A 17,195-nucleotide genomic window follows, 5' to 3' on the forward strand; every position below is an offset into this window, starting at 1 on the left:
GGATGACGCGACCGCTTTCATGTAGGATAGCCGCCAGGACACGCAGGAGAGTCCGGTTCCCGGCGGGGATCGGCGGGCCCGTTCAGCGGAACCTGAAGACCAGTAGGCCGGCGAGATAGACGTTGGTGAACGCCAGCACCCACTCGTAGTAGAGCCTGCTCCGCGGCTTCACGGCCGCGGACGAAAGAGCGGCCAGGCCGAAGGCAAAGCCCGCTCCGCCGACATCCCCCCGCACGACCGCGACGGTCCCGCATCCCAGGAACAGGAGGACGATCAGCCCCGCCGAGGCCGGCACGCCGATGGCCGCCGGGAACGTCCAGACTCCCGCGGCCCGGTCTCCGACCGCGTCTCGGATGTCGATGAGGACGTTGAGACTGAAAAGCAGGACCAGGAACGGGACGGAGACGCGCAGGGCGGAACCGACCAGCCCGAACGACAGTTCGTGGATGAAGAGCATCGGCGCAAGGATCCCGACGGTCCAGAAATTCAGCATGTTCACCAGCATCTTGAGTCCGGGGATGCTCTTGAACTGCCGCGGGAGGATGTGCGGGTCGCTGTAGACGGCTATCGCGAGCGTGGCGTAGAGGAGAAGCGGCCAGAAACCCGCCGAAAGCAGCAGCGCCACAGGCAGCGCCGCCGCCAGCAGCAGAGACCGGACGCCGTGAGAGACCGCCCTGCCCTCAGGCAGGTTGATGACGTCCTCTTTGTTCCTGAACCGGGCGTCGTAGGCGTACATGATCTCCATGAGCGCCACGAAGGACAAGCCGCAGTACAGCGATTTGAATCCGATCCGGCCCAGGACGATTTGGGTGGTGTTGAGGTAGATGAGGAACGAGGCCAGCGGGAGGGCCACGCGGTACCGCAGATACAGATCCAGGAGCCGGTCGGACATTTTAGAACCCATCCAGAGACCTCACTCCTGTAGGAAGCATAATGGCCATCATCATGAGTCTTCCCCCATCATCGGGAGCTTCCTCCGGTTACGGTGTCTGGCACTCACCTTATTGAACTAATTGTTGGAGCGTTTCAGTCCCATATAGTTCATGTACTCCTGAAACCGTAAAGGCTCCCTTTCCCCATACTCTCCCCCACCCAACCTCCCCCGAAAGGGGAGGGCAGTAAGGAAGAACGAACCCTGATCTAATCAAACCTCGGCGGGAGCGGCTCGCGCAGGAAGCGGCGAAGCTGGGAGGGCGGGACGTCGGTCGCGGGCGGGGAGGCTCGGATGGACTCCCGGATCGCGCTCATGAGCGGATAGACGCCGTCGCCGGGGCAGTCCGTCTGCGGGTTGTAGTCCCGATGCCCCTTGTAGGAGTCGGGGGAGACTCCATGGCCGTCGCGCAGCCAGACCCCGATGCGGCGGATCGCGTCCTTCTGAGCGGCCGTGAACTCGTGGCTCTTCGGCGGATGATAGGAGCCCAGAAGCGAGATCCCGACGTTGCCGGTGTTGTGGTTCGCGACGTGAGAGCCGACGACGCCCTCGGGTCGGCCCTGGAAGACGCGCCCGGCCGCGTCCACGAGATAGTGGTAGCCGATGTCGTTCCAGCCGCGGCCGTTCTGATGGTACTCCTGGATGAAGCGGACCTCGCGCAGCGAATCCTCGAGCGTCTCCGTGCGGTTGCCGTCGGTGTGGTGCTGGGTGAAGGCGACGGGCTCATGGGCCGTCGGCGGCTCCTTGGGCGGCTTCGCCCCCCACTCGGCGCGGCCGTGCACCGCGGGCGGCACGACGCTCGGGGAGGGGACGGCGGCCGGGACCTCCTGGGGCTTGGGCTCGCCCTCCGTCAGGGAGGTATCGAAAGACTCGAGCGCGTAGACCTCCACGGTGCCCCCGGTCCCGGTGGGCCCGCTGAACGCGCGCAGGGCGACGCTCCCGGCGGCGGCGGTCTCGAAGCGGACCTTGCCCCAGAAGCGTCCCCCGGGATACAGGTGGAGCTCGGCCGGCCGCCAGGCCTCCCAGCTCCCGCGCACGCGCCGGCGCAGCTCGAAGCGCAGGCCGCGGTCTTTCTCCTCTCGGCCAGTGCCGCGGGGTCCAGCGGGGTCCCCGCGGCGAAGGCCGGAGGCCGGGGAGACGCCTTGGAAGAGGACCGCGTCGAAGGGCTCGGCGAGGAACGCGCTCTCGCCGCTCTCATAGACCGGCGTCACCGAGGCGGGTCCGGGCCGGACGGGGATCTCGAGGGCGCCCCGACCGCCGAAGAGCACGTCGGAGCCGAGGTCCCCGGCGCGCGCCGGGAGGGCGAGGAGCAGCAGGACGAAAAGAGCGCTCGTCATCTTTCCCATTATAACACCGCCCGACGGGAGCGCAAGCCTCAATACGGCTGGTCGACGACGTCGGTGCCCAGCTGGGCCTGCATGACCGAGGCGAGGCGGTAGCTGAAGGCGTCGAGGATGCTGATCATCTCGAGGAAGCACCAGCTGCTCTGCCCGCTGTCGCGCAGGCCCTTGCGCAGGCGCCGGATGTGCGCGCCCTGCAGGAGGCGCTGCTGTTCGAGGACGTCGCGGCGAAGGGCCAGGATGCGGGCGGCGCGCTCCGTCTCCTCCTCGCCGTCGCCGATCATCTCCACGACCTCCTGGAGCATCTTCTCGCAGGTGTCGAGCATGCGCTCGAACTCCTTCTGCCCCTCGATGGAGTACTCGATGTCGCGGCTGATCTTCTGGTAGGCGGCGTTCATCAGCGAGTTGCGCAGGATGTTCCCGATCTTCTCGAGCTCGCTGGCGATGATGAAGAGCTTCTTGCACTGCCTCTCGTCCTTCTCGCTGAGCTCGCGGCGGCGCAGCAGGCCGATGAGGTACTTGGAGATCTGGCGCTGGGCGTCGTCGACCTTCTCGTCGGCCCGACGCACGTCCTCGAGCAGGCGCAGGTCGTCCTTCTCGATGACGCGGATGCTGTCGCGGAACATCTGGAGCACCGTCCCCGCGAGACGTTCGAGAGCCGTCTTCGCCGAGCGCAGGGCGAGTTCCTCGGAGTCCACGATCTCCAGCGGCAGCAGGTCCACGCGCCGCGCGTCGTCATCCTTGCGCTGGGGCACGAGCCAGAGGATGAGCCGCGCCAGGGGCCCCGTGAATCCGACGAAGATGAGCGTGATGGCGATGTTGAAGGCGGTGTGCATGTTCGCGAGGAGCCGCATGGCGCTCGCGTCGGGCGACATGCGCATGGAGAGGTCGTGCACGAGCGCCGAGAAGGGTCCGGCGAGCGGGAAGAAGAGGAGCGCTCCGAAGGTCTTGATGAGGAGATGGGCGACCGCCACGCGCCGCGCCTCGACGTTGGTGCCGATGCCGGCCATGAGCGCGGTCGCGCAGGTCCCCACGTTCGCGCCGAGGACGACGGGAAGGGCCACGCGCATCATCTCCTCCGGGGTGTCCCCGAGCAGCCCCTGGGAAGCCAGGGTCATCGCGACGGCCATCGTGGCGGCGCTGGAGTGGATCATCCCCGTGAAAAGGGTCGAGATGAGGAAGGCGCGCAGCGGATGCTCGGCGAGAGCGAGGATCTGGGAGCGGAACCAGTCGCTCTGCTGCAGCGGAGCCATGCCGCTCTGCATGAGCGACATGCCGAAGAAGATGAAGCCGAAGCCCATGAAGACCTGGCCGAGGGCCTTGGGCCGCTCGTAGCGGCTGAGCAGGAGGACCCCGACGCCCGCGGCGATCATGAGGAGGGCGTAGTCGGAGATGTGGAAGGCGAGGATCTGCACGGTGACCGTCGTGCCGATGTCGGCGCCGAGGAGCACGCCGAGGGTCTGCCCGAGCTGGAGGAGCCCGGAGTTCGCGAGACTCACGAGCATCACGGTCGTCGCGCTGCTCGACTGCGTCGCCATCGTCAGCGCGACGCCGGCGCCGATGCCCATGAGGCGGTTGGCGGTCAGCAGCTCGAGGATGATGCGCAGGCGCCGGCCGGCGACCTTCTGGAACGCGTCGCTGGCGAGCGTCATCCCATAGACGAAGACGGCGAGCCCGCCGCCGACGAAGCAGAGCACTTTCTCCCAGCCCATGTCAGCTCCCCTTGGACGACTGGATCGCGGCCTCGAGGGCCGCCGAAAGTTCGCGCGCGGAGCGCCAGCGGCGCTCCGGATCCGGCTCGAGCGCCTTCGCGATGAGCGCCTCGGTCGCGCTCGAGAGCGCCGCTCCGCGCCCGGCCGGCTCATAGCGGCCCTCGCGCTTGCGCAGAAGCACCGACGAGGGCGTTCCCTCGAAAGGCGGCTTCCCGGTGAGGGCCTCGTAGAGCAGGGCGCCGAGCGAATAGAGGTCGGACTCCGGCAGCGTCCGCCCCTCCTCCTGCTCGGGCGCCATGTAGGCCGGGCTGCCCCAGGAGGCGCCCTGCACGGTGCGCCGCGCGGCGTCGAGGCGGCGGGCGAGGCCGAAGTCGGCCACCTTGGCGGTGCCGTCGGGCTCGAGGAGGATGTTGGAGGGCTTGATGTCGCCGTGGACGACCCGCAGGGCGTGCGCGGCCTCGAGCGCCGAGCAGACCTGCAGGGCCAGGCGCAGGGCTTCGGCCTCGGCGAGGGGCCCGCGCTCCTTGAGGCGCTTCTCGAGCGAAGGGCCTTCGACGAACTCGCAGACCATGTAGAGGTCGTCGCCTTCCTCCTCGACGCCGTGGACGGCGACGACGTTCGGGTGGCGCAGCGCTCCGGCGGCGCGCGCCTCCTCGAGGAAGCGGCGGCGCTCGCGCGGGTCGGAGCGCAGCTCCTCGCGCATGCGCTTGACGGCGACCTTGCGCCGCATGGCCAGGTCGACGGCCTCGTAGACGACCCCCATCCCGCCGGAGCCCGCTTCGCGCACCTTCGTGAAGCGCTTCCAGAACCCTCCGCCCCCCTCCGGGACCGCCGAGACGCGCGCGCCCAGACGGCGGGTGAAGCGCTCGCGCAGGCCGGCGAGGTTCTGGAGCAGGCCGAGGGCGACGAGGAAGCCCCCGACGATCGCGGCGAGGACGATGACGAGCATCGAACGCCCGCCTCGGCGCGGCGCGGGGGCGGAGCGGCCGGGCTCGAGCCCGGTGAAGAGGAGCATGGCGTCGCTCCCCGCGGGAGCGCGCACGGCGCGCTCGTAGACGGGCATGAAGGCGGGATGGAGAGCCGCGGCCGTGCGCAGCTCGTCGAGCATCTCCGAGTTGCGGCCGAAGCCGGCGAGGCTGAAGGCCCGGGCGAAGCGGGCCGCGGGATCCGCCGGGGCCGCCTCGACGGCGGCGCTCGCGTCGACGAGGGCGCGGGCGTAGTCCCCCAGCCGCCCCTGCGCCCAGGCGCGGGTGGTCAGCGCGGCCGCGTTGCCGGGGGCGAGGTCCAGCGCGCGGGTCGCGTCGGCGGCGGCTTCCTTGTAGCGCGCGAGGCGCACCTCGGCGGTGGCGCGCAGGTTCATGGCCTGGGCGTTGCCGGAGTCGAGCGCGAGCGCGGCGTCCGCCTTGCGCAGGGCCGAGGCCGCGTCGCCGAGGGCGAGCGCGGAGACCGCCTCGCGCGTGAGGACGGCGGACTGGGCGAGGGTGTCGCGCCCGGGAGAGGCCGCGGCCGGGGCCGCGCCCCCGCCGGATGCGGCGGAGAGCGCCGGCTCCCCTTCGGAGGAGGACGCGGCCGGTGCGGGCGCCGGCCCGAGCTGCAGCCGGCCCTCGGCCAGCTTCATGACGGCGAAGGCCGACTGGTCGCGCGGATCGAGCTTCAGCGAGGCGCGCGCGTCCCGCCAGGCCGAATCGTAGTCGCCGAGCTTGTAGTCCGCCTGCGCGCGGACCTCGAAGACCTTGGCGTCGGGGCCGCCGAAGCGGAGGGCGTTGTCGGCGGCCGCGATCGTCGCCGCGGCGTCGGAGCCCCTCCCGCGCTGCTCGGCCAGCATGCGCCAGACCGCGCCGTCCTCGGGCGCATAGCGCGCCATCTCGGAGAGCACGGCCTCCTCCGGGCTGCCCTTCCCGCCGGTCCGCGACCACTTGGTCCCCATCCCGCTGAAGAGTTCGGAGAGGAAGCGGCGTCCGTCGGGGGACTGCGCGTAGCGCACGAGGTCCGGCATGGCGCGGTTCAGGGAGTACGGGTCGCGGTTCCCGGCGTAGTCCTGCAGCTCGCGCCCGGTCTCCTCGCGGCGCGAGGGATCCTCGGCCTGCGATGACGAACCCGCGGCCCCCGCGGGGCTCGTCGCCTGCCGCGGCCCGGTCTGCTGCATGGGGGCGTCGCCGCTCGCCTCGGCGCCGGCCGCGCGGGAGAGCGCCGGAGCCGCGCAGAGCAGCGCGGATAGGACGAGGACTTCCCTCAGCAAAGGATCAGTGCCCGTGGGCGGAGGCGACCTCGCGGCTCTCCTTCGTATAGGAGAGCGCGAAGAACATCACCGCCAGCGCGACGTAGCCGGCCGTGAACTGGTAGGGGACCTGCTGCGCGACCCCGGTCAGCGTCCAGGGCAGGTACATGTTCCCGTCCGGAACGGCCGAGTGGATGATGCCGAAGAAGGTCAGCACCGCGCAGATCGACAGGTAGGCCGACGCCGCCTTGAGCTCCCGGTCGATGAGCTTGGCGATGAACGCCCCCCAGAGCATCGCGGTCAGGATGAAGCCGTTGCCCAGCGCCACCGTGACGAGCATCTCGGGCAGGCCCTTCCCCGGCGTCGTCATCAGGGCCGCGAAGCGCTCCATCGGGACGAACTCGGGGTTGGAGAGCTTGATCTGCAGCAGGCGAGCCACGGTCGGGAAGTACGCGAAGGCGACGGCCGGCGCGTGCTTGAGCGGGCAGGCGAGGAACGCCTGGCACATGATGTCGAGGGCCACGAAGATGAGGATGGGCGCGATGACCGCCCGCGGGATGAGCTCGACGATGAAGCCCACGTAGCCCAGGATGCCCCCAAGGCCGATGAAGAGCCCGGTGAGCAGGGTGTACCCGGCGCGGCTGCCCATCTGCTTATAGGCGGGCTGCCCGATGTAGGGCGTCGACTGCGCGACGCCGCCGCAGACGCCGGCCAGGAGCGTGGCCACGGCTTCGGTGAGCAGGATGTCGCGGGTGTTGAAGTCGTCGCCCGCCACGCGCGCACTCTCCGTCACGTTGATGCCGCCGACGACCGTGAGGATGCCGAAGGGCACCGCGATGGGCAGGTACTTGAGCGCCTCCCGCATGCCGTGCAGGAAGTCGAGCGAGGGGCGCGGGAAGCCGAAGTGCAGCTCGAAGGAGGGCGGCGCGTAGGTCCCGCCGGTGAGCCCCATCGGGCCGAGGATGTAGTAGAGGACCGTGCCGATGGCCACCGCGGCGAGGACGCCCGGGACGTTCTTCGGCAGGCGGATGCCCGCGACGAGCGTGTAAAGGACGAGACCGAGCGCGATGAGTCCGACGATGGGCATGCCGAAGATCTCCACGATCGGGATGAAGCCGATGAGGGCCAGGCCGATGCCCGCCAGCGAGCCGAGGAGGCCGGCCTGCGGGACGACCTTCTGCACCCACTGCCCGATGAAGGAGAAGACGAGCTTCACGCAGCCGATGAGCACCATCGTGGCCATGCCGACGTACCAGGTCATCATCGCGGCGTCGCGTTCGGGCATCCCCTGCGCCTTCATCGCGAGGAAGCAGGGGCCGAGCACGGCGAGCGCGATGCCGATCGTCGAGGGCGTGTCGAGTCCCAGCGGCATGGCGGTCACGGTGGGGTTGTTCGTGCGCTTGGCGAGGCGGAAAGCCATCCAGGTGTAGACGAGGTCGCCGAAGAGCACGCCGAAGGCGGTGCCGGGGAACATGCGCTGGTAGACGATGTCCGCGGGGTACTTGAAGACGAAGATGAGGATGCCCGCGAGGAAGGAGAGGACCGTCATGTTGTCGAACATCAGGCCGAAGAAGCCGTTGATGTCGCCGAGGATGAACCACTCGTATTTCGTCGGCGCGTTCTGCTGTTTTTCCATGGCGTGCCTTCCTCCGGAGCTCCGGGCGGCGCGCCCGGAAAATCCCGTGATTTCCGCGATTATACGATATCCCCGCCGGGATTCAGAGCCCGCGTTCGAAGAGGGACTGCATCCCCGCGGCGCCGACGCGCGCCTCGAAGTCGATGCGCACGCCGCAAGCCGCCGCGGCGGCGAAGAGGCGCTCGAGGCGGCTCACGCGCGTCTCGAAGGCGTTGCGGCCGTCGCGCGTGCTCCAGCGCACGAAGTCCCCCCCGGGGACGAGGCCCCAGTCTCCCCCGCGATCGACGAGCTCGTCGACGGCGAAGAGCGAGGGGGCGAGCATGCCGATGCTCCGCGCGTTGGCCCGCACGAAGGAGAGGGTCTCTCCGAAGTCCTCCTCGGTCTCGCTCGGGAAGCCGACCATGAGCGTGACGACGCTCTGGATGCCGGCCGCCGCGGTGTCGCGCAGCACGCGGGCGTTGAGCTCGGGGGCCGCGGGCTTGCCCATCTCGCGCAGGACCTTCGCCGAGCCGCTCTCCACGCCGTAAAGGAGGAAGCGGCAGCCCGCCTCACGCAGACCGGAGAGGAGCTCCGGCGTCATCTCCCGACGCGCCGCGGCGTAGCCCCCCCAGAGCGGCTCGAGGCGCCGCCCGCGGACCCCGGCGCGGAAGGCCTCGAGCTCGCGCAGGGAGCCGTTGAGGATGGAGTCGCAGAAGAAGAAGGTCGCGCCGCCCCCGCCCGCGAGGAGCCCCTCGAGCTCCTCGGCGACGCGCGCGCCGGAGCGGCAGCGGTAGCCTTCTCCGCGCCCCGTGACGCAGAAGGCGCAGCGGTTGATGCAGCCGCGGCTCAGATGGATCGTCCGTCCGTCGTAGCGGCCGAGCCGATGGCCGGAGAAGTCGGCGAAGGGCAGGGCGTCAAGGTCCGCGACGCTTTCCCCGCCCGGCGCCCAGCGGGCGGACTCGCCGGCCAGCAGCACCCCGAGCGCCCCCTCCGGCTTCCCCGTCCGCGCGAGAGCGTCCACGAAGTCGGGGAAGCTCCGGTCGGCCTCGCCCAGGAAGACGGCGTCCACGAAGCCGGTCCGCAGGCAGGACGCGGCCTCTTCGAGTCGGACGCACGAGGGCCCGCCGAAGACGACCCGGACGCCGGGCTCCCGCCGCTTGAGCATCGCCGCCAGTTCCAGGCTCAACACGCGGTTGGAGAAGAAGACGGAGAAGCCGACGACGCGGGTCCCCCCCGCGAGCAGACGCGCCGCGGCCGCCTCGAGGGACTCCCGGTAGCCGGGGAGGACGCGCTCGTGCACGAAGGCGGGGTCGCTCCAGCGGGATTCGAAGGTGGGGGCCTGCTCGAAATCCGGGTCGCCCGCGGCGCGGGCGAGCAGGGTCATCTCCTGGTTGAGATCGAAGAACTCCGCTTCGTGGCCGCGCTCCTTGAGCGCCGCGGTGAGGAGGGCCGGCGCGAGGGGCGCGAAGCGGAGGTCCCACTGAGGACAGAGGACGAGGGCGACCCTCACGGCGCGCGCTCCGGGGCGTCGAAGAGCCCGACGCCGTTGTCCCGAGAACTCCGGCGCAGCGGAGCCGGCGCCATCGCCGCCTCCAGGCCGCGGCCGAGGCGGCCGGCCGCGTGCAGAGCGTCCTGAGCGTCGTCCATCGTCGTCATGATACTGAAAGGCGGCCCCCGCGCGCGCGTTCCTTGATATAATCGCGGCACACCGGACACATGGGGAGAGCACGATGAACTCGTACCAGCTGATGAGCGTCTTCGGGACCGCGGTCATCCTCGGCGTCGCCTGGCTGCTGAGCAAGAACAAGGGCGCCGTGAACTGGCGCACCGTGCTCTGGGGCACCGCCCTGCAGTTCATCTTCGCGCTCCTCATCCTCAAGACCCCTCCCGGCCGCTGGGTCTTCGACGCCATGAACCTCGTCGTGCTCAAGCTCCTGAGCTTCCAGGAGGAGGGCGCGAAGTTCGTGTTCGGCAGCCTCGCGCTGCCGCCCGGCCGCGAGGGCTCGCTGGGCTTCTACTTCGCCTTCCAGGTGCTCACCACCATCGTCTTCCTCTCCTCCCTGATGTCGGTGCTCTACTACCTGGGCGTCATGCAGAAGGTCGTCCTCTTCTTCGGGCGCATCATGCAGTACACCTGCAAGACCTCCGGCGCGGAGACCCTCTGCGCCTCCGCGAACATCTTCGTCGGGCAGACCGAGGCCCCGCTCCTCGTGCGGCCCTACATCGAGGAGATGACCGAATCCGAGCTCTTCTGCGTCATGGTCGGCGGGATGGCGACCATCGCCGCGGGCGTCATGGTGGCCTACGTCAGCATGCTCCAGCCCTACTTCCCCGACGTGGCCGGGCACCTGCTCGCCGCGAGCGTCATGTCGGCCCCGGCAGCGATCGTCATCGCGAAGCTCATGCTCCCGGAGACCGGCCAGCCCAAGACGCTCGGCACGCTCAAGCTCGAGTACCGCGACACGAGCGCGAACGTCATCGAGGCCGCCGCCGGCGGCGCGAGCACGGGCATGCAGCTCGCGCTCAACGTCGGCGCGATGCTCGTGGCCTTCATGTCGCTTTTGGCGATGGTCAACTGGGGCCTCCACCGCGGCTGCGCCCTCTTCGGCCATCCCGAGATCGGGCTCGAGATGCTCATGGGCTGGCTCCTCTCGCCCGTCGCCTGGATCATGGGCGTGCCGTGGAAGGACTGCCCGATCATCGGCACCCTCATGGGCGAGAAGACCATCCTCAACGAATTCGTCGCCTACCTGCACATGTCGCAGTACGCGGCGGCGCACGTCGCCGACCAGATCGCCTACCGCTCCTACGTCATCGGCGTCTACGCGCTCTGCGGCTTCTCGAACATCCTCTCGATCGCCATCCAGATCGGCGGCATCGGCGCGCTCGCGCCGGGGCGCCGGCCGGACCTGGCGCGCCTCGGCGTGAAGGCGCTCATCGCCGGCTCGCTCGCCTGCTTCCTGACGGCGAGCATCGTCGGCATCCTCGTTCCGTAGCGCCCCGGAAAGCCGCGGCCGCCCCGCTCGCATGGGGCGGCCGCGGTTTTTCGGGGGAGTCTCGTTATTCCCGGATCCGACGCGAAGGCTGCGCGCCGGCAACGGCGCGCAGCACCGAGAAGAGCATGTCGAAGTCGTCGTCGTCGAGGCTCAGGCGGTAGAACATCTGGCGCGTGCGCTGCAGCCGCTCCGCCGTGAAGCGGGCGCCGCTCATGCGCGGCGCGACGAAGTCCCAGAGGGAGAGCATCCGGTCGAGCGAGACGCCCGCGCGCGGAGGCCGCGACACTCCGCCTTCCGGCGCGTTCATCCCGAAGAGGGCGACGGCGACGGCCTGCCCGAGGTTGAGACTGAGGTTCTTGTGGCAGGGGATGCGGGCGAGCCAGGGGCAGAGCGCGGACTCCTCGCGCGAGAGGCCGGCGGACTCGCGGCCGAAGACGAGGGCGAGCGTTCCGCGCGTACGGCGCAGAGGCGCGGGGACGGCGGGCAGCGTGAACTCCGAGCGGCGCAGCGTGCTGGGCCGGCGGCTGAAGGCGACCGCACCCTCGCAGCCGCGCAGGGCCTCCTCCAGGGTCGGAACGAAGCGCGCGCCGTCGAGGATCTCCGGCACGCAGCCGCCGGTTTTATAGGCCTCGACCGGCATCCCCCCCCAGTCCGAGGCGGCCACCGTCAGGTCGGCGACCCCGAAGCAGCGCATCGCGCGGGCCACGAAGCCCACATTGAGCGGGTTCTCGGGCCCGACCAGGACGACGCGCAGGGAGGACGGCTTCACGGGGCTATGATATCATGCGTCGCAGGAAAGGAGGAGACATGCCCTTCGTCTTCGCGCACAACAACTTCAACGTGCTGGACCTGAAGAAGAGCATGGCCTTCTACGAGGAGGCGCTCGGTCTCAAGGAAACCCGGCGCATCGACGCCCCGGACGGCAGCTTCATCATCGTCTACCTGGGCGACGGGGTCTCGAAGCACTCCCTCGAGCTGACCTGGCTGCGCGAGCGCAAGGAGAAGTACGACTTAGGCGACAACGAGTTCCATCTCGCCTTCCGCGCGGAGGACTACGCGGCCGCCCACGCCCTGCACGAGGGGATGGGCTGCATCTGCTTCGAGAACCCGAGGATGGGCATCTACTTCATCGAGGACCCCGACGGCTACTGGCTCGAGGTCCTTCCCGCCAAGCGCTAGAGAGAAAGCAGCGTCGGGTCGTAGCCCTCGGGCGGCTCGAACCCGAGCAGGACGCAGAGGGTCGCGGCGACGTTGCTCAGCCCGGCCGTCTTCACGGGGGCGAGCTTCCAGGCGTTGGCGCCCGAGTAGTCCTTCACGATGAAGGGGACCGGATTGAGCGTGTGCGCCACCATCGGCGTACGCTTCCCGTTCTTCTCGGTGAACATGACGTCGGCGTTCCCGTGGTCGGCGGTGACGACGAGCACGCCCTTCTTCGCGGCGACGGCGGAGGTGAGCCGCGAAAGCTGCAGGTCCACGGACTCCACGGCGACGCGCACGGCGGCCTCGGCCCCGGTGTGACCGACCATGTCGCCGTTGGCGTAGTTCATGCGGAGGAACTTGCGGTCGCCCGCGCGCACGGCCTCCTCGACGACCTCGCTGATCTCGGCGGCCTTCATCCAGGGCTTGAGGTCGAACTGGATGCGGTCGGAGGTCACCTCGACGTACTTCTCGAGGCCCTCGTCGATGTATCCGGAGTTGTTGCCGTTCCAGAAATAGGTGACGTGGCCGAACTTCTGCGTCTCGGAGGTCGCGAGCGAGCGCACGCCCATGCCGCAGAGGTACTGCCCGAGCGTGCGGTCGATGGCCGGCGGCTCGACGAGATAGCTCCTCGGGATCCCCGCGTCGCCGTCGTACTGCATCATGCCCGCGAAGAAGACCTTGGGGACGCGCTGGCGCTCGAACTCCTTGAAGCCGGGTTCCTCGAAGGCCCGCGAGATCTCGATGGCCCGGTCGCCGCGGAAGTTGAAGAAGACCACGGCGTCGCCGTCCTGGATCGCTCCCACGGGCTTCCCGCCCTCCGCCACGACGAAGCTGTCCATGTACTGGTCGGTGATCTTCGGGTCCTCGGCGTAGCAGGCCTTCACGGCCTCGGAGGCCGACGCGAACGCCCGGCCCTCGCCGAGGACGTGCGCCTTCCAGCCGCGCTCGACGACGCTCCAGTTGGCGTTGTAGCGGTCCATCGTCGTGACCATGCGCCCGCCGCCGGAGGCGATGCGGTAGTCGCGGCCGTCCTTCGAGAGGTCCTTGAGCCGACCTTCGAGCGGGCCGAGGTAGTCGAGCGCGGATCTCTCTCCGACGTCGCGGCCGTCGAGCAGGGCGTGCACGCGGACGCGGCGGACCCCGTCTTTGGCGCAGCGTTCGAGCAGGGCGTAGAGCTGCTCGATGTGGCTGTGCACGTTGCCGTCGGAGACCATGCCGATGAAGTGGGCGGTCCCGCCCGCCTTCGCCTTCGCCAGGACCTCGCTCCAGGCCTTGCCCGCGAAGATGTGCCCGGTCGCGATGGCCTCGTTGACGAGCTTCGCGCCCTGGGCGAAGACGCGGCCGCAGCCGAGCGCGTTGTGCCCGACCTCGGAGTTGCCCATGTCCTCGTCGCTGGGCAGGCCGACGGCCTTGCCGTGGGCCTGGAGCTTCGTGAAGAGCGGCTCCTTCAGGAGCGCGTTCAGCGTCGGGAGATGGGCGACGTGCAGGGCGTTGGCGGCGTCCGGCTTCCCGAGTCCCATGCCGTCCATGATGACGAAGACGAGCGGACCGGGGTACTCGACATAGCCCTTCAAACGCTTGAGCTTGAACTCCGCCATGACGCCTCCTGTGCGCTAACGGAAGAGATTATAGGATTTGAGGAGGACGAACAGTCCTTGTCCGCAGAGCCAAAGACCGCTCAGCCCGCAGGCGAGGCGTCCGACGGCGCGCAGGCGCTCGACCGCCGACATCGGCACCGCGGCGACGAAGGGAAGGAGGAAAAGGCTCGTCCCCGCGAAGAAGGAGAGGAAGTAGAGCGCCCCGCTCCCGGCCCCTCCGCTCCCGGCGGCGCGCAGGAAGCCGGCGACGAAGGGCGGACAGAGGTTGATGCCGACCGCGAAGCCGAGCAGGAAGGGCGCGCGGCGAAGGACCGGCCGGCGCAGCGCCCAGGCGCAGAGAGAGGCCTGCGGGAAGGTCTCCACGGCGAAGACGGCGAGGAGCAGCAGGCCCGAGGCCAGGATCGCGCCTCCGACGAGTGCCGCGGGCAGGCGCTGGAGCGCGGCCGCGCCCAGCGCTCCCGCCGCCGCTCCGAAGAGGAGATAGGCCGCGAGGCGGCCGCCGAGGAACTCGGCGAGCGCGGCGAGCTGCCGCTTCCACCCCTCCTGGCCCCCTCCCAGCAGATAGGGGAAGAGGAGCGGGGCGCAGGCGCTGAGGCAGTAGGGACCGGTGGAGAGGCCGAGCGCGAAGGCCTCGGCGCAGAGGGTCCTCATGATGGGGTTAGATTAATATATTCGGCGCTTCGGGGCGGCCCCGCTTCCAGCCCTGAAGCGCCGAAATTGCTATGATGCGTCCATGGCCAACTTCTTCCGCAAGCGCAAACGGACCCCGGGACCCAACAAGAACGAACTCAAGGTGATGCGGGGACGCGATCCCCATCAGAGCCGCCTCCAGGACCGGTTCCCCTCGGTCGAGAAGCTCTCCATCCATTTCTCCTTCGCCACCGACAGGGGCCAGCTGCTCGGGGAAGAAGACCGCGTGTACTCCGCCGACGACGGCTGCGATTTCCGCGTCGAATGCCCGGGCCGCTGCGGCTCCGGCGTCTTCAGCGTCGAGAAGAAGGTCGACGAGTCCGCGAACGCCCGCCTCCCGGTGACGGAGCTCTCCGCGACCTGCGCCCAGTCCATCGGCGCCGGCAGCAGCGAGCTCTGCGGCTGCGTGCTCAAGTGCCGCATCGAGATGCGCTTCGCTCCCGAGCCCGTCGCGGCGCCTGAGCCGGCCCCCGTCGATCCGCCGCCGGCCCCGTAGTCTCTCCCTGGAGGACCTCATGAACGTCGAACTCCTCGCGCGCGCGCAGTTCGCGCTCACGGTGATGTTCCACTACATCTACCCTCCCATGAGCATCGGCCTGGGCCTCCTGCTCGTCCTCATGGAAGGGGCTCACCTGCGCACCGGCGACCCCCTCTACCGGCGCATGTCCGAGTTCTGGACGCGGGTCTTCGCCCTGACCTTCGCCGCCGGCGTCGCCACCGGCATCGTGATGGAGTTCGAGTTCGGCACGAACTGGGCGAGCTACTCCCGCTTCGTGGGCGACGTGTTCGGCAGTCCGCTGGCCGCCGAGGGCGTCTTCTCCTTCTTCCTGGAATCGACCTTCCTCGGCGTCGTGCTCTTCGGCCGCGAGCGCGTGAGCCCGCGCTTCTACTTCCTCTCCATCTGCCTCGTGGCCTTCGGCGCCCACCTCAGCGCCCTCTGGATCATCGTCGCGAACTCCTGGCAGCAGACCCCGGCCGGCTTCCAGGTCGTCGGCGAGGGACTCAAGGCCCGCGCCGAGATCACGAGCTTCGCGCAGATGGTGTTCAACCCCTCCAGCGTCGCGCGCTACACCCACGCGGTCGGCGGAGCCTGGCTGGCCGGCGCCTTCATGCCCGTGAGCCTGGGCGCCTACTACCTGCTGGGCAGGCGCCACGAGGACTTCGCGAAGGCCTCGCTCAAGCTCGGCCTCGCCTTCGCGCTCTTCGCGGGGCTCTTCCAGCTCGGCTCCGGCCACGGAAGCGCCGTGGGCGTGACGAAGAACCAGCCGGCGAAGCTCGCCGCCTTCGAAGGCCTCTACGAGACCCGGACCTGGGCGCCGCTCTACGCCTTCGGCTGGGTGGACGAGAAGAACGAGCGCGTCCTCGGCCTCCCCCTCCCGGGGATGCTCAGCGCGCTGGTGCACTTCGACCCGCGCAAGGGCGTGACCGGCCTGCGGGAGTTCCCGGCCGAACTGCGCCCTCCGGTGCAGGCGGTCTTCCAGAGCTACCATCTGATGGTCGGGCTCGGGATGCTGATGCTCGCTCTCGCCGCCGCCGGCGTCTTCTTCTGGCGGCGCGGGACGCTGTGGACCCATCGCCCGCTCCTCATGGCCCTCGTCCCCGCGTTCCTGCTCCCGCAGCTCGCCAACCAGGCGGGCTGGGTCTCGGCCGAGGTCGGCCGCCAGCCCTGGATCGTCTACGGGCTTCTGAAGACTTCGGACGGCCTCTCGAAGGTCGTCTCCGGGGGACAGATCCTCTTCTCCCTCCTCATGTTCGCGGTGCTCTACTCGCTGATGTTCGCGCTCTTCCTGCGGGTACTGTGGGAGAAGATCCAGCACGGCCCGGAGGGAGCGTGAGCATGGACCTCAACACCGTCTGGTTCGCCCTCGTCGTCGTCCTGCTCGCCGGCTACGCCCTCCTCGACGGCTTCGACCTCGGCGTGGGGACGCTGCACCTCCTCGCGCGCGGCGACGAGGAGCGGCGCACGCTCATGAACGCGATCGGACCCGTCTGGGACGGCAACGAGGTCTGGCTGCTCACCGGCGGGGGAGCCCTCTTCGCCGCCTTCCCGAACGTGTACGCGACGGTCTTCTCGGGCTTCTACACCGCGCTGATGCTCGTCCTGCTCGCGCTCATCCTGCGCGCGATGTCGCTCGAGTTCCGCGGCAAGCTCCCCGGCGCCGGCTGGCGCGCCGGCTGGGACGCCGCCTTCTCCATCTCCTCGGCGCTCGCCGCCCTCCTGCTGGGCGTCGCGCTCGGGAACATCCTGCGCGGAGTGCCCATCGGACCCGACGGAGAGTTCGCGGGGAGCTTCCTCGGCCTCCTGAACCCCTGGTCGCTGCTCATGGGCCTGACGACCGTCGCCCTCTTCGCCCTGCACGGGGCGCTCTACCTCGGCCTCAAGGTCGAGGGGACACTCCTCGAGCGGGTCCGGGCCTGGGCGAAGACGGCCTACGCCGCATTCGGCGTGCTCTACGCGCTGACGCTGGGCTCGGGGCTCTTCGTGGTCCCGCGGTTCTCCGAGGCGCTGCGCGCGCGTCCGCTCCTGCTGGCCGCGCCGGTCGGCGCCATCCTCGCCGTGCTCTTCGTCCGGCGCTCGCTCGCGGCCGGACGCGAGGGCCGCGCGTTCGTCTCCTCGTGCGCCGCCATCGCCCTGACCGCGGCCTTCTTCGGCGGGTCCCTCTACCCGGCGCTCGTGCCCTCGAACCCCCTTCCGGAGAACGGGCTCACGATCTACAACGCCTGCTCCTCGCCGAAGACGCTCAAGATCATGCTCGTCATCGCGCTGACGGGCATGCCGCTGGTGATCGCCTACCAGACGCTGGTCTATCGGGTCTTCAAGGGCCCCGTCCGCCTCGGCCCGACGAGCTACTGAGAAAAGAGTCCGGCGCCCTCCCCTCGGGAAGAGCGCCGGAC

General features: G+C 69.6%; 15 protein-coding genes. 5 read left to right on the forward strand and 10 right to left on the reverse strand.

The features are described from left to right. Window positions 1-82: 82 nt before the first annotated feature. The 7 genes from WC969_01280 to WC969_01310 form a co-directional block, all read right to left on the reverse strand. Window positions 83-904 carry a hypothetical protein gene (locus WC969_01280; GenBank protein ID MFA6028462.1) on the reverse strand — a complete coding sequence of 274 codons (822 nt, stop codon included), beginning with the start codon at window positions 902-904 and terminating at the stop codon, window positions 83-85. A gap of 236 nt (window positions 905-1,140) precedes the next feature. Further along, on the reverse strand, window positions 1,141-2,268 hold the full coding sequence (locus WC969_01285; GenBank protein MFA6028463.1) for a peptidoglycan recognition family protein: 1,128 nt from the start codon (window positions 2,266-2,268) through the stop codon (window positions 1,141-1,143). Window positions 2,269-2,306: 38 nt separating this feature from the next. Beyond that, window positions 2,307-3,983, reverse strand: a complete 1,677-nt coding sequence (locus WC969_01290; protein MFA6028464.1) for a Na/Pi cotransporter family protein — start codon at window positions 3,981-3,983, stop codon at window positions 2,307-2,309. A gap of 1 nt (window position 3,984) precedes the next feature. After that, window positions 3,985-6,222: a protein kinase gene (locus tag WC969_01295; GenBank protein ID MFA6028465.1), complete on the reverse strand. Its 2,238-nt coding sequence runs from the start codon at window positions 6,220-6,222 to the stop codon at window positions 3,985-3,987. Window positions 6,223-6,226: 4 nt separating this feature from the next. Beyond that, the gene (locus WC969_01300; GenBank protein ID MFA6028466.1) at window positions 6,227-7,837 is read right to left on the reverse strand and encodes a hypothetical protein; all 1,611 of its coding nucleotides are present in this window, start codon (window positions 7,835-7,837) and stop codon (window positions 6,227-6,229) included. Window positions 7,838-7,919: 82 nt separating this feature from the next. Continuing rightward, window positions 7,920-9,326: a radical SAM protein gene (locus WC969_01305; GenBank protein ID MFA6028467.1), complete on the reverse strand. Its 1,407-nt coding sequence runs from the start codon at window positions 9,324-9,326 to the stop codon at window positions 7,920-7,922. Further along, the gene (locus WC969_01310) at window positions 9,323-9,463 is read right to left on the reverse strand and encodes a hypothetical protein (GenBank protein MFA6028468.1); all 141 of its coding nucleotides are present in this window, start codon (window positions 9,461-9,463) and stop codon (window positions 9,323-9,325) included. Before WC969_01310 ends, WC969_01305 begins: the two co-directional genes overlap by 4 nt. An 83-nt stretch (window positions 9,464-9,546) precedes the next feature. On the opposite strand from WC969_01310, the gene WC969_01315 reads away from it, so the two are divergent. Continuing rightward, entirely contained in the window at window positions 9,547-10,812 is a 1,266-nt protein-coding gene (locus WC969_01315) for a nucleoside transporter C-terminal domain-containing protein (GenBank protein ID MFA6028469.1), read from the forward strand. Window positions 10,813-10,876: 64 nt separating this feature from the next. On the opposite strand, the gene WC969_01320 is transcribed toward WC969_01315, so the two are convergent. Further along, window positions 10,877-11,581 carry an RNA methyltransferase gene (locus WC969_01320; protein ID MFA6028470.1) on the reverse strand — a complete coding sequence of 235 codons (705 nt, stop codon included), beginning with the start codon at window positions 11,579-11,581 and terminating at the stop codon, window positions 10,877-10,879. 38 nt (window positions 11,582-11,619) lie between these two features. Between WC969_01320 and WC969_01325 the strand changes: the two genes are divergently transcribed. Continuing rightward, on the forward strand, window positions 11,620-11,991 hold the full coding sequence (locus WC969_01325; protein ID MFA6028471.1) for a VOC family protein: 372 nt from the start codon (window positions 11,620-11,622) through the stop codon (window positions 11,989-11,991). Here the strand turns inward: WC969_01325 and gpmI are convergent. Then, window positions 11,988-13,610 (reverse strand): 2,3-bisphosphoglycerate-independent phosphoglycerate mutase, encoded by a 1,623-nt coding sequence (gene gpmI / locus WC969_01330; protein ID MFA6028472.1) that lies wholly within the window; start codon window positions 13,608-13,610, stop codon window positions 11,988-11,990. The two genes, WC969_01325 and gpmI, sit on opposite strands and share 4 nt — an antisense overlap. A 15-nt stretch (window positions 13,611-13,625) precedes the next feature. Beyond that, window positions 13,626-14,261 (reverse strand): sulfite exporter TauE/SafE family protein, encoded by a 636-nt coding sequence (locus WC969_01335; protein ID MFA6028473.1) that lies wholly within the window; start codon window positions 14,259-14,261, stop codon window positions 13,626-13,628. Window positions 14,262-14,343: 82 nt separating this feature from the next. On the opposite strand from WC969_01335, the gene WC969_01340 reads away from it, so the two are divergent. From WC969_01340 to cydB, 3 genes are read left to right on the forward strand one after another with little or no spacing between them, the layout of a single operon-like run. Continuing rightward, on the forward strand, window positions 14,344-14,796 hold the full coding sequence (locus WC969_01340; protein MFA6028474.1) for a hypothetical protein: 453 nt from the start codon (window positions 14,344-14,346) through the stop codon (window positions 14,794-14,796). 19 nt (window positions 14,797-14,815) lie between these two features. Further along, window positions 14,816-16,135, forward strand: a complete 1,320-nt coding sequence (locus tag WC969_01345) for a cytochrome ubiquinol oxidase subunit I (protein MFA6028475.1) — start codon at window positions 14,816-14,818, stop codon at window positions 16,133-16,135. Between the two features lie 2 nt (window positions 16,136-16,137). Next, window positions 16,138-17,154, forward strand: a complete 1,017-nt coding sequence (cydB, locus tag WC969_01350; GenBank protein MFA6028476.1) for a cytochrome d ubiquinol oxidase subunit II — start codon at window positions 16,138-16,140, stop codon at window positions 17,152-17,154. Window positions 17,155-17,195 lie beyond the last annotated feature (41 nt).

It is taken from the genome of Elusimicrobiota bacterium (assembly GCA_041660925.1).
Lineage (GTDB): Bacteria > Elusimicrobiota > Elusimicrobia > UBA1565 > UBA1565 > JBAZUV01.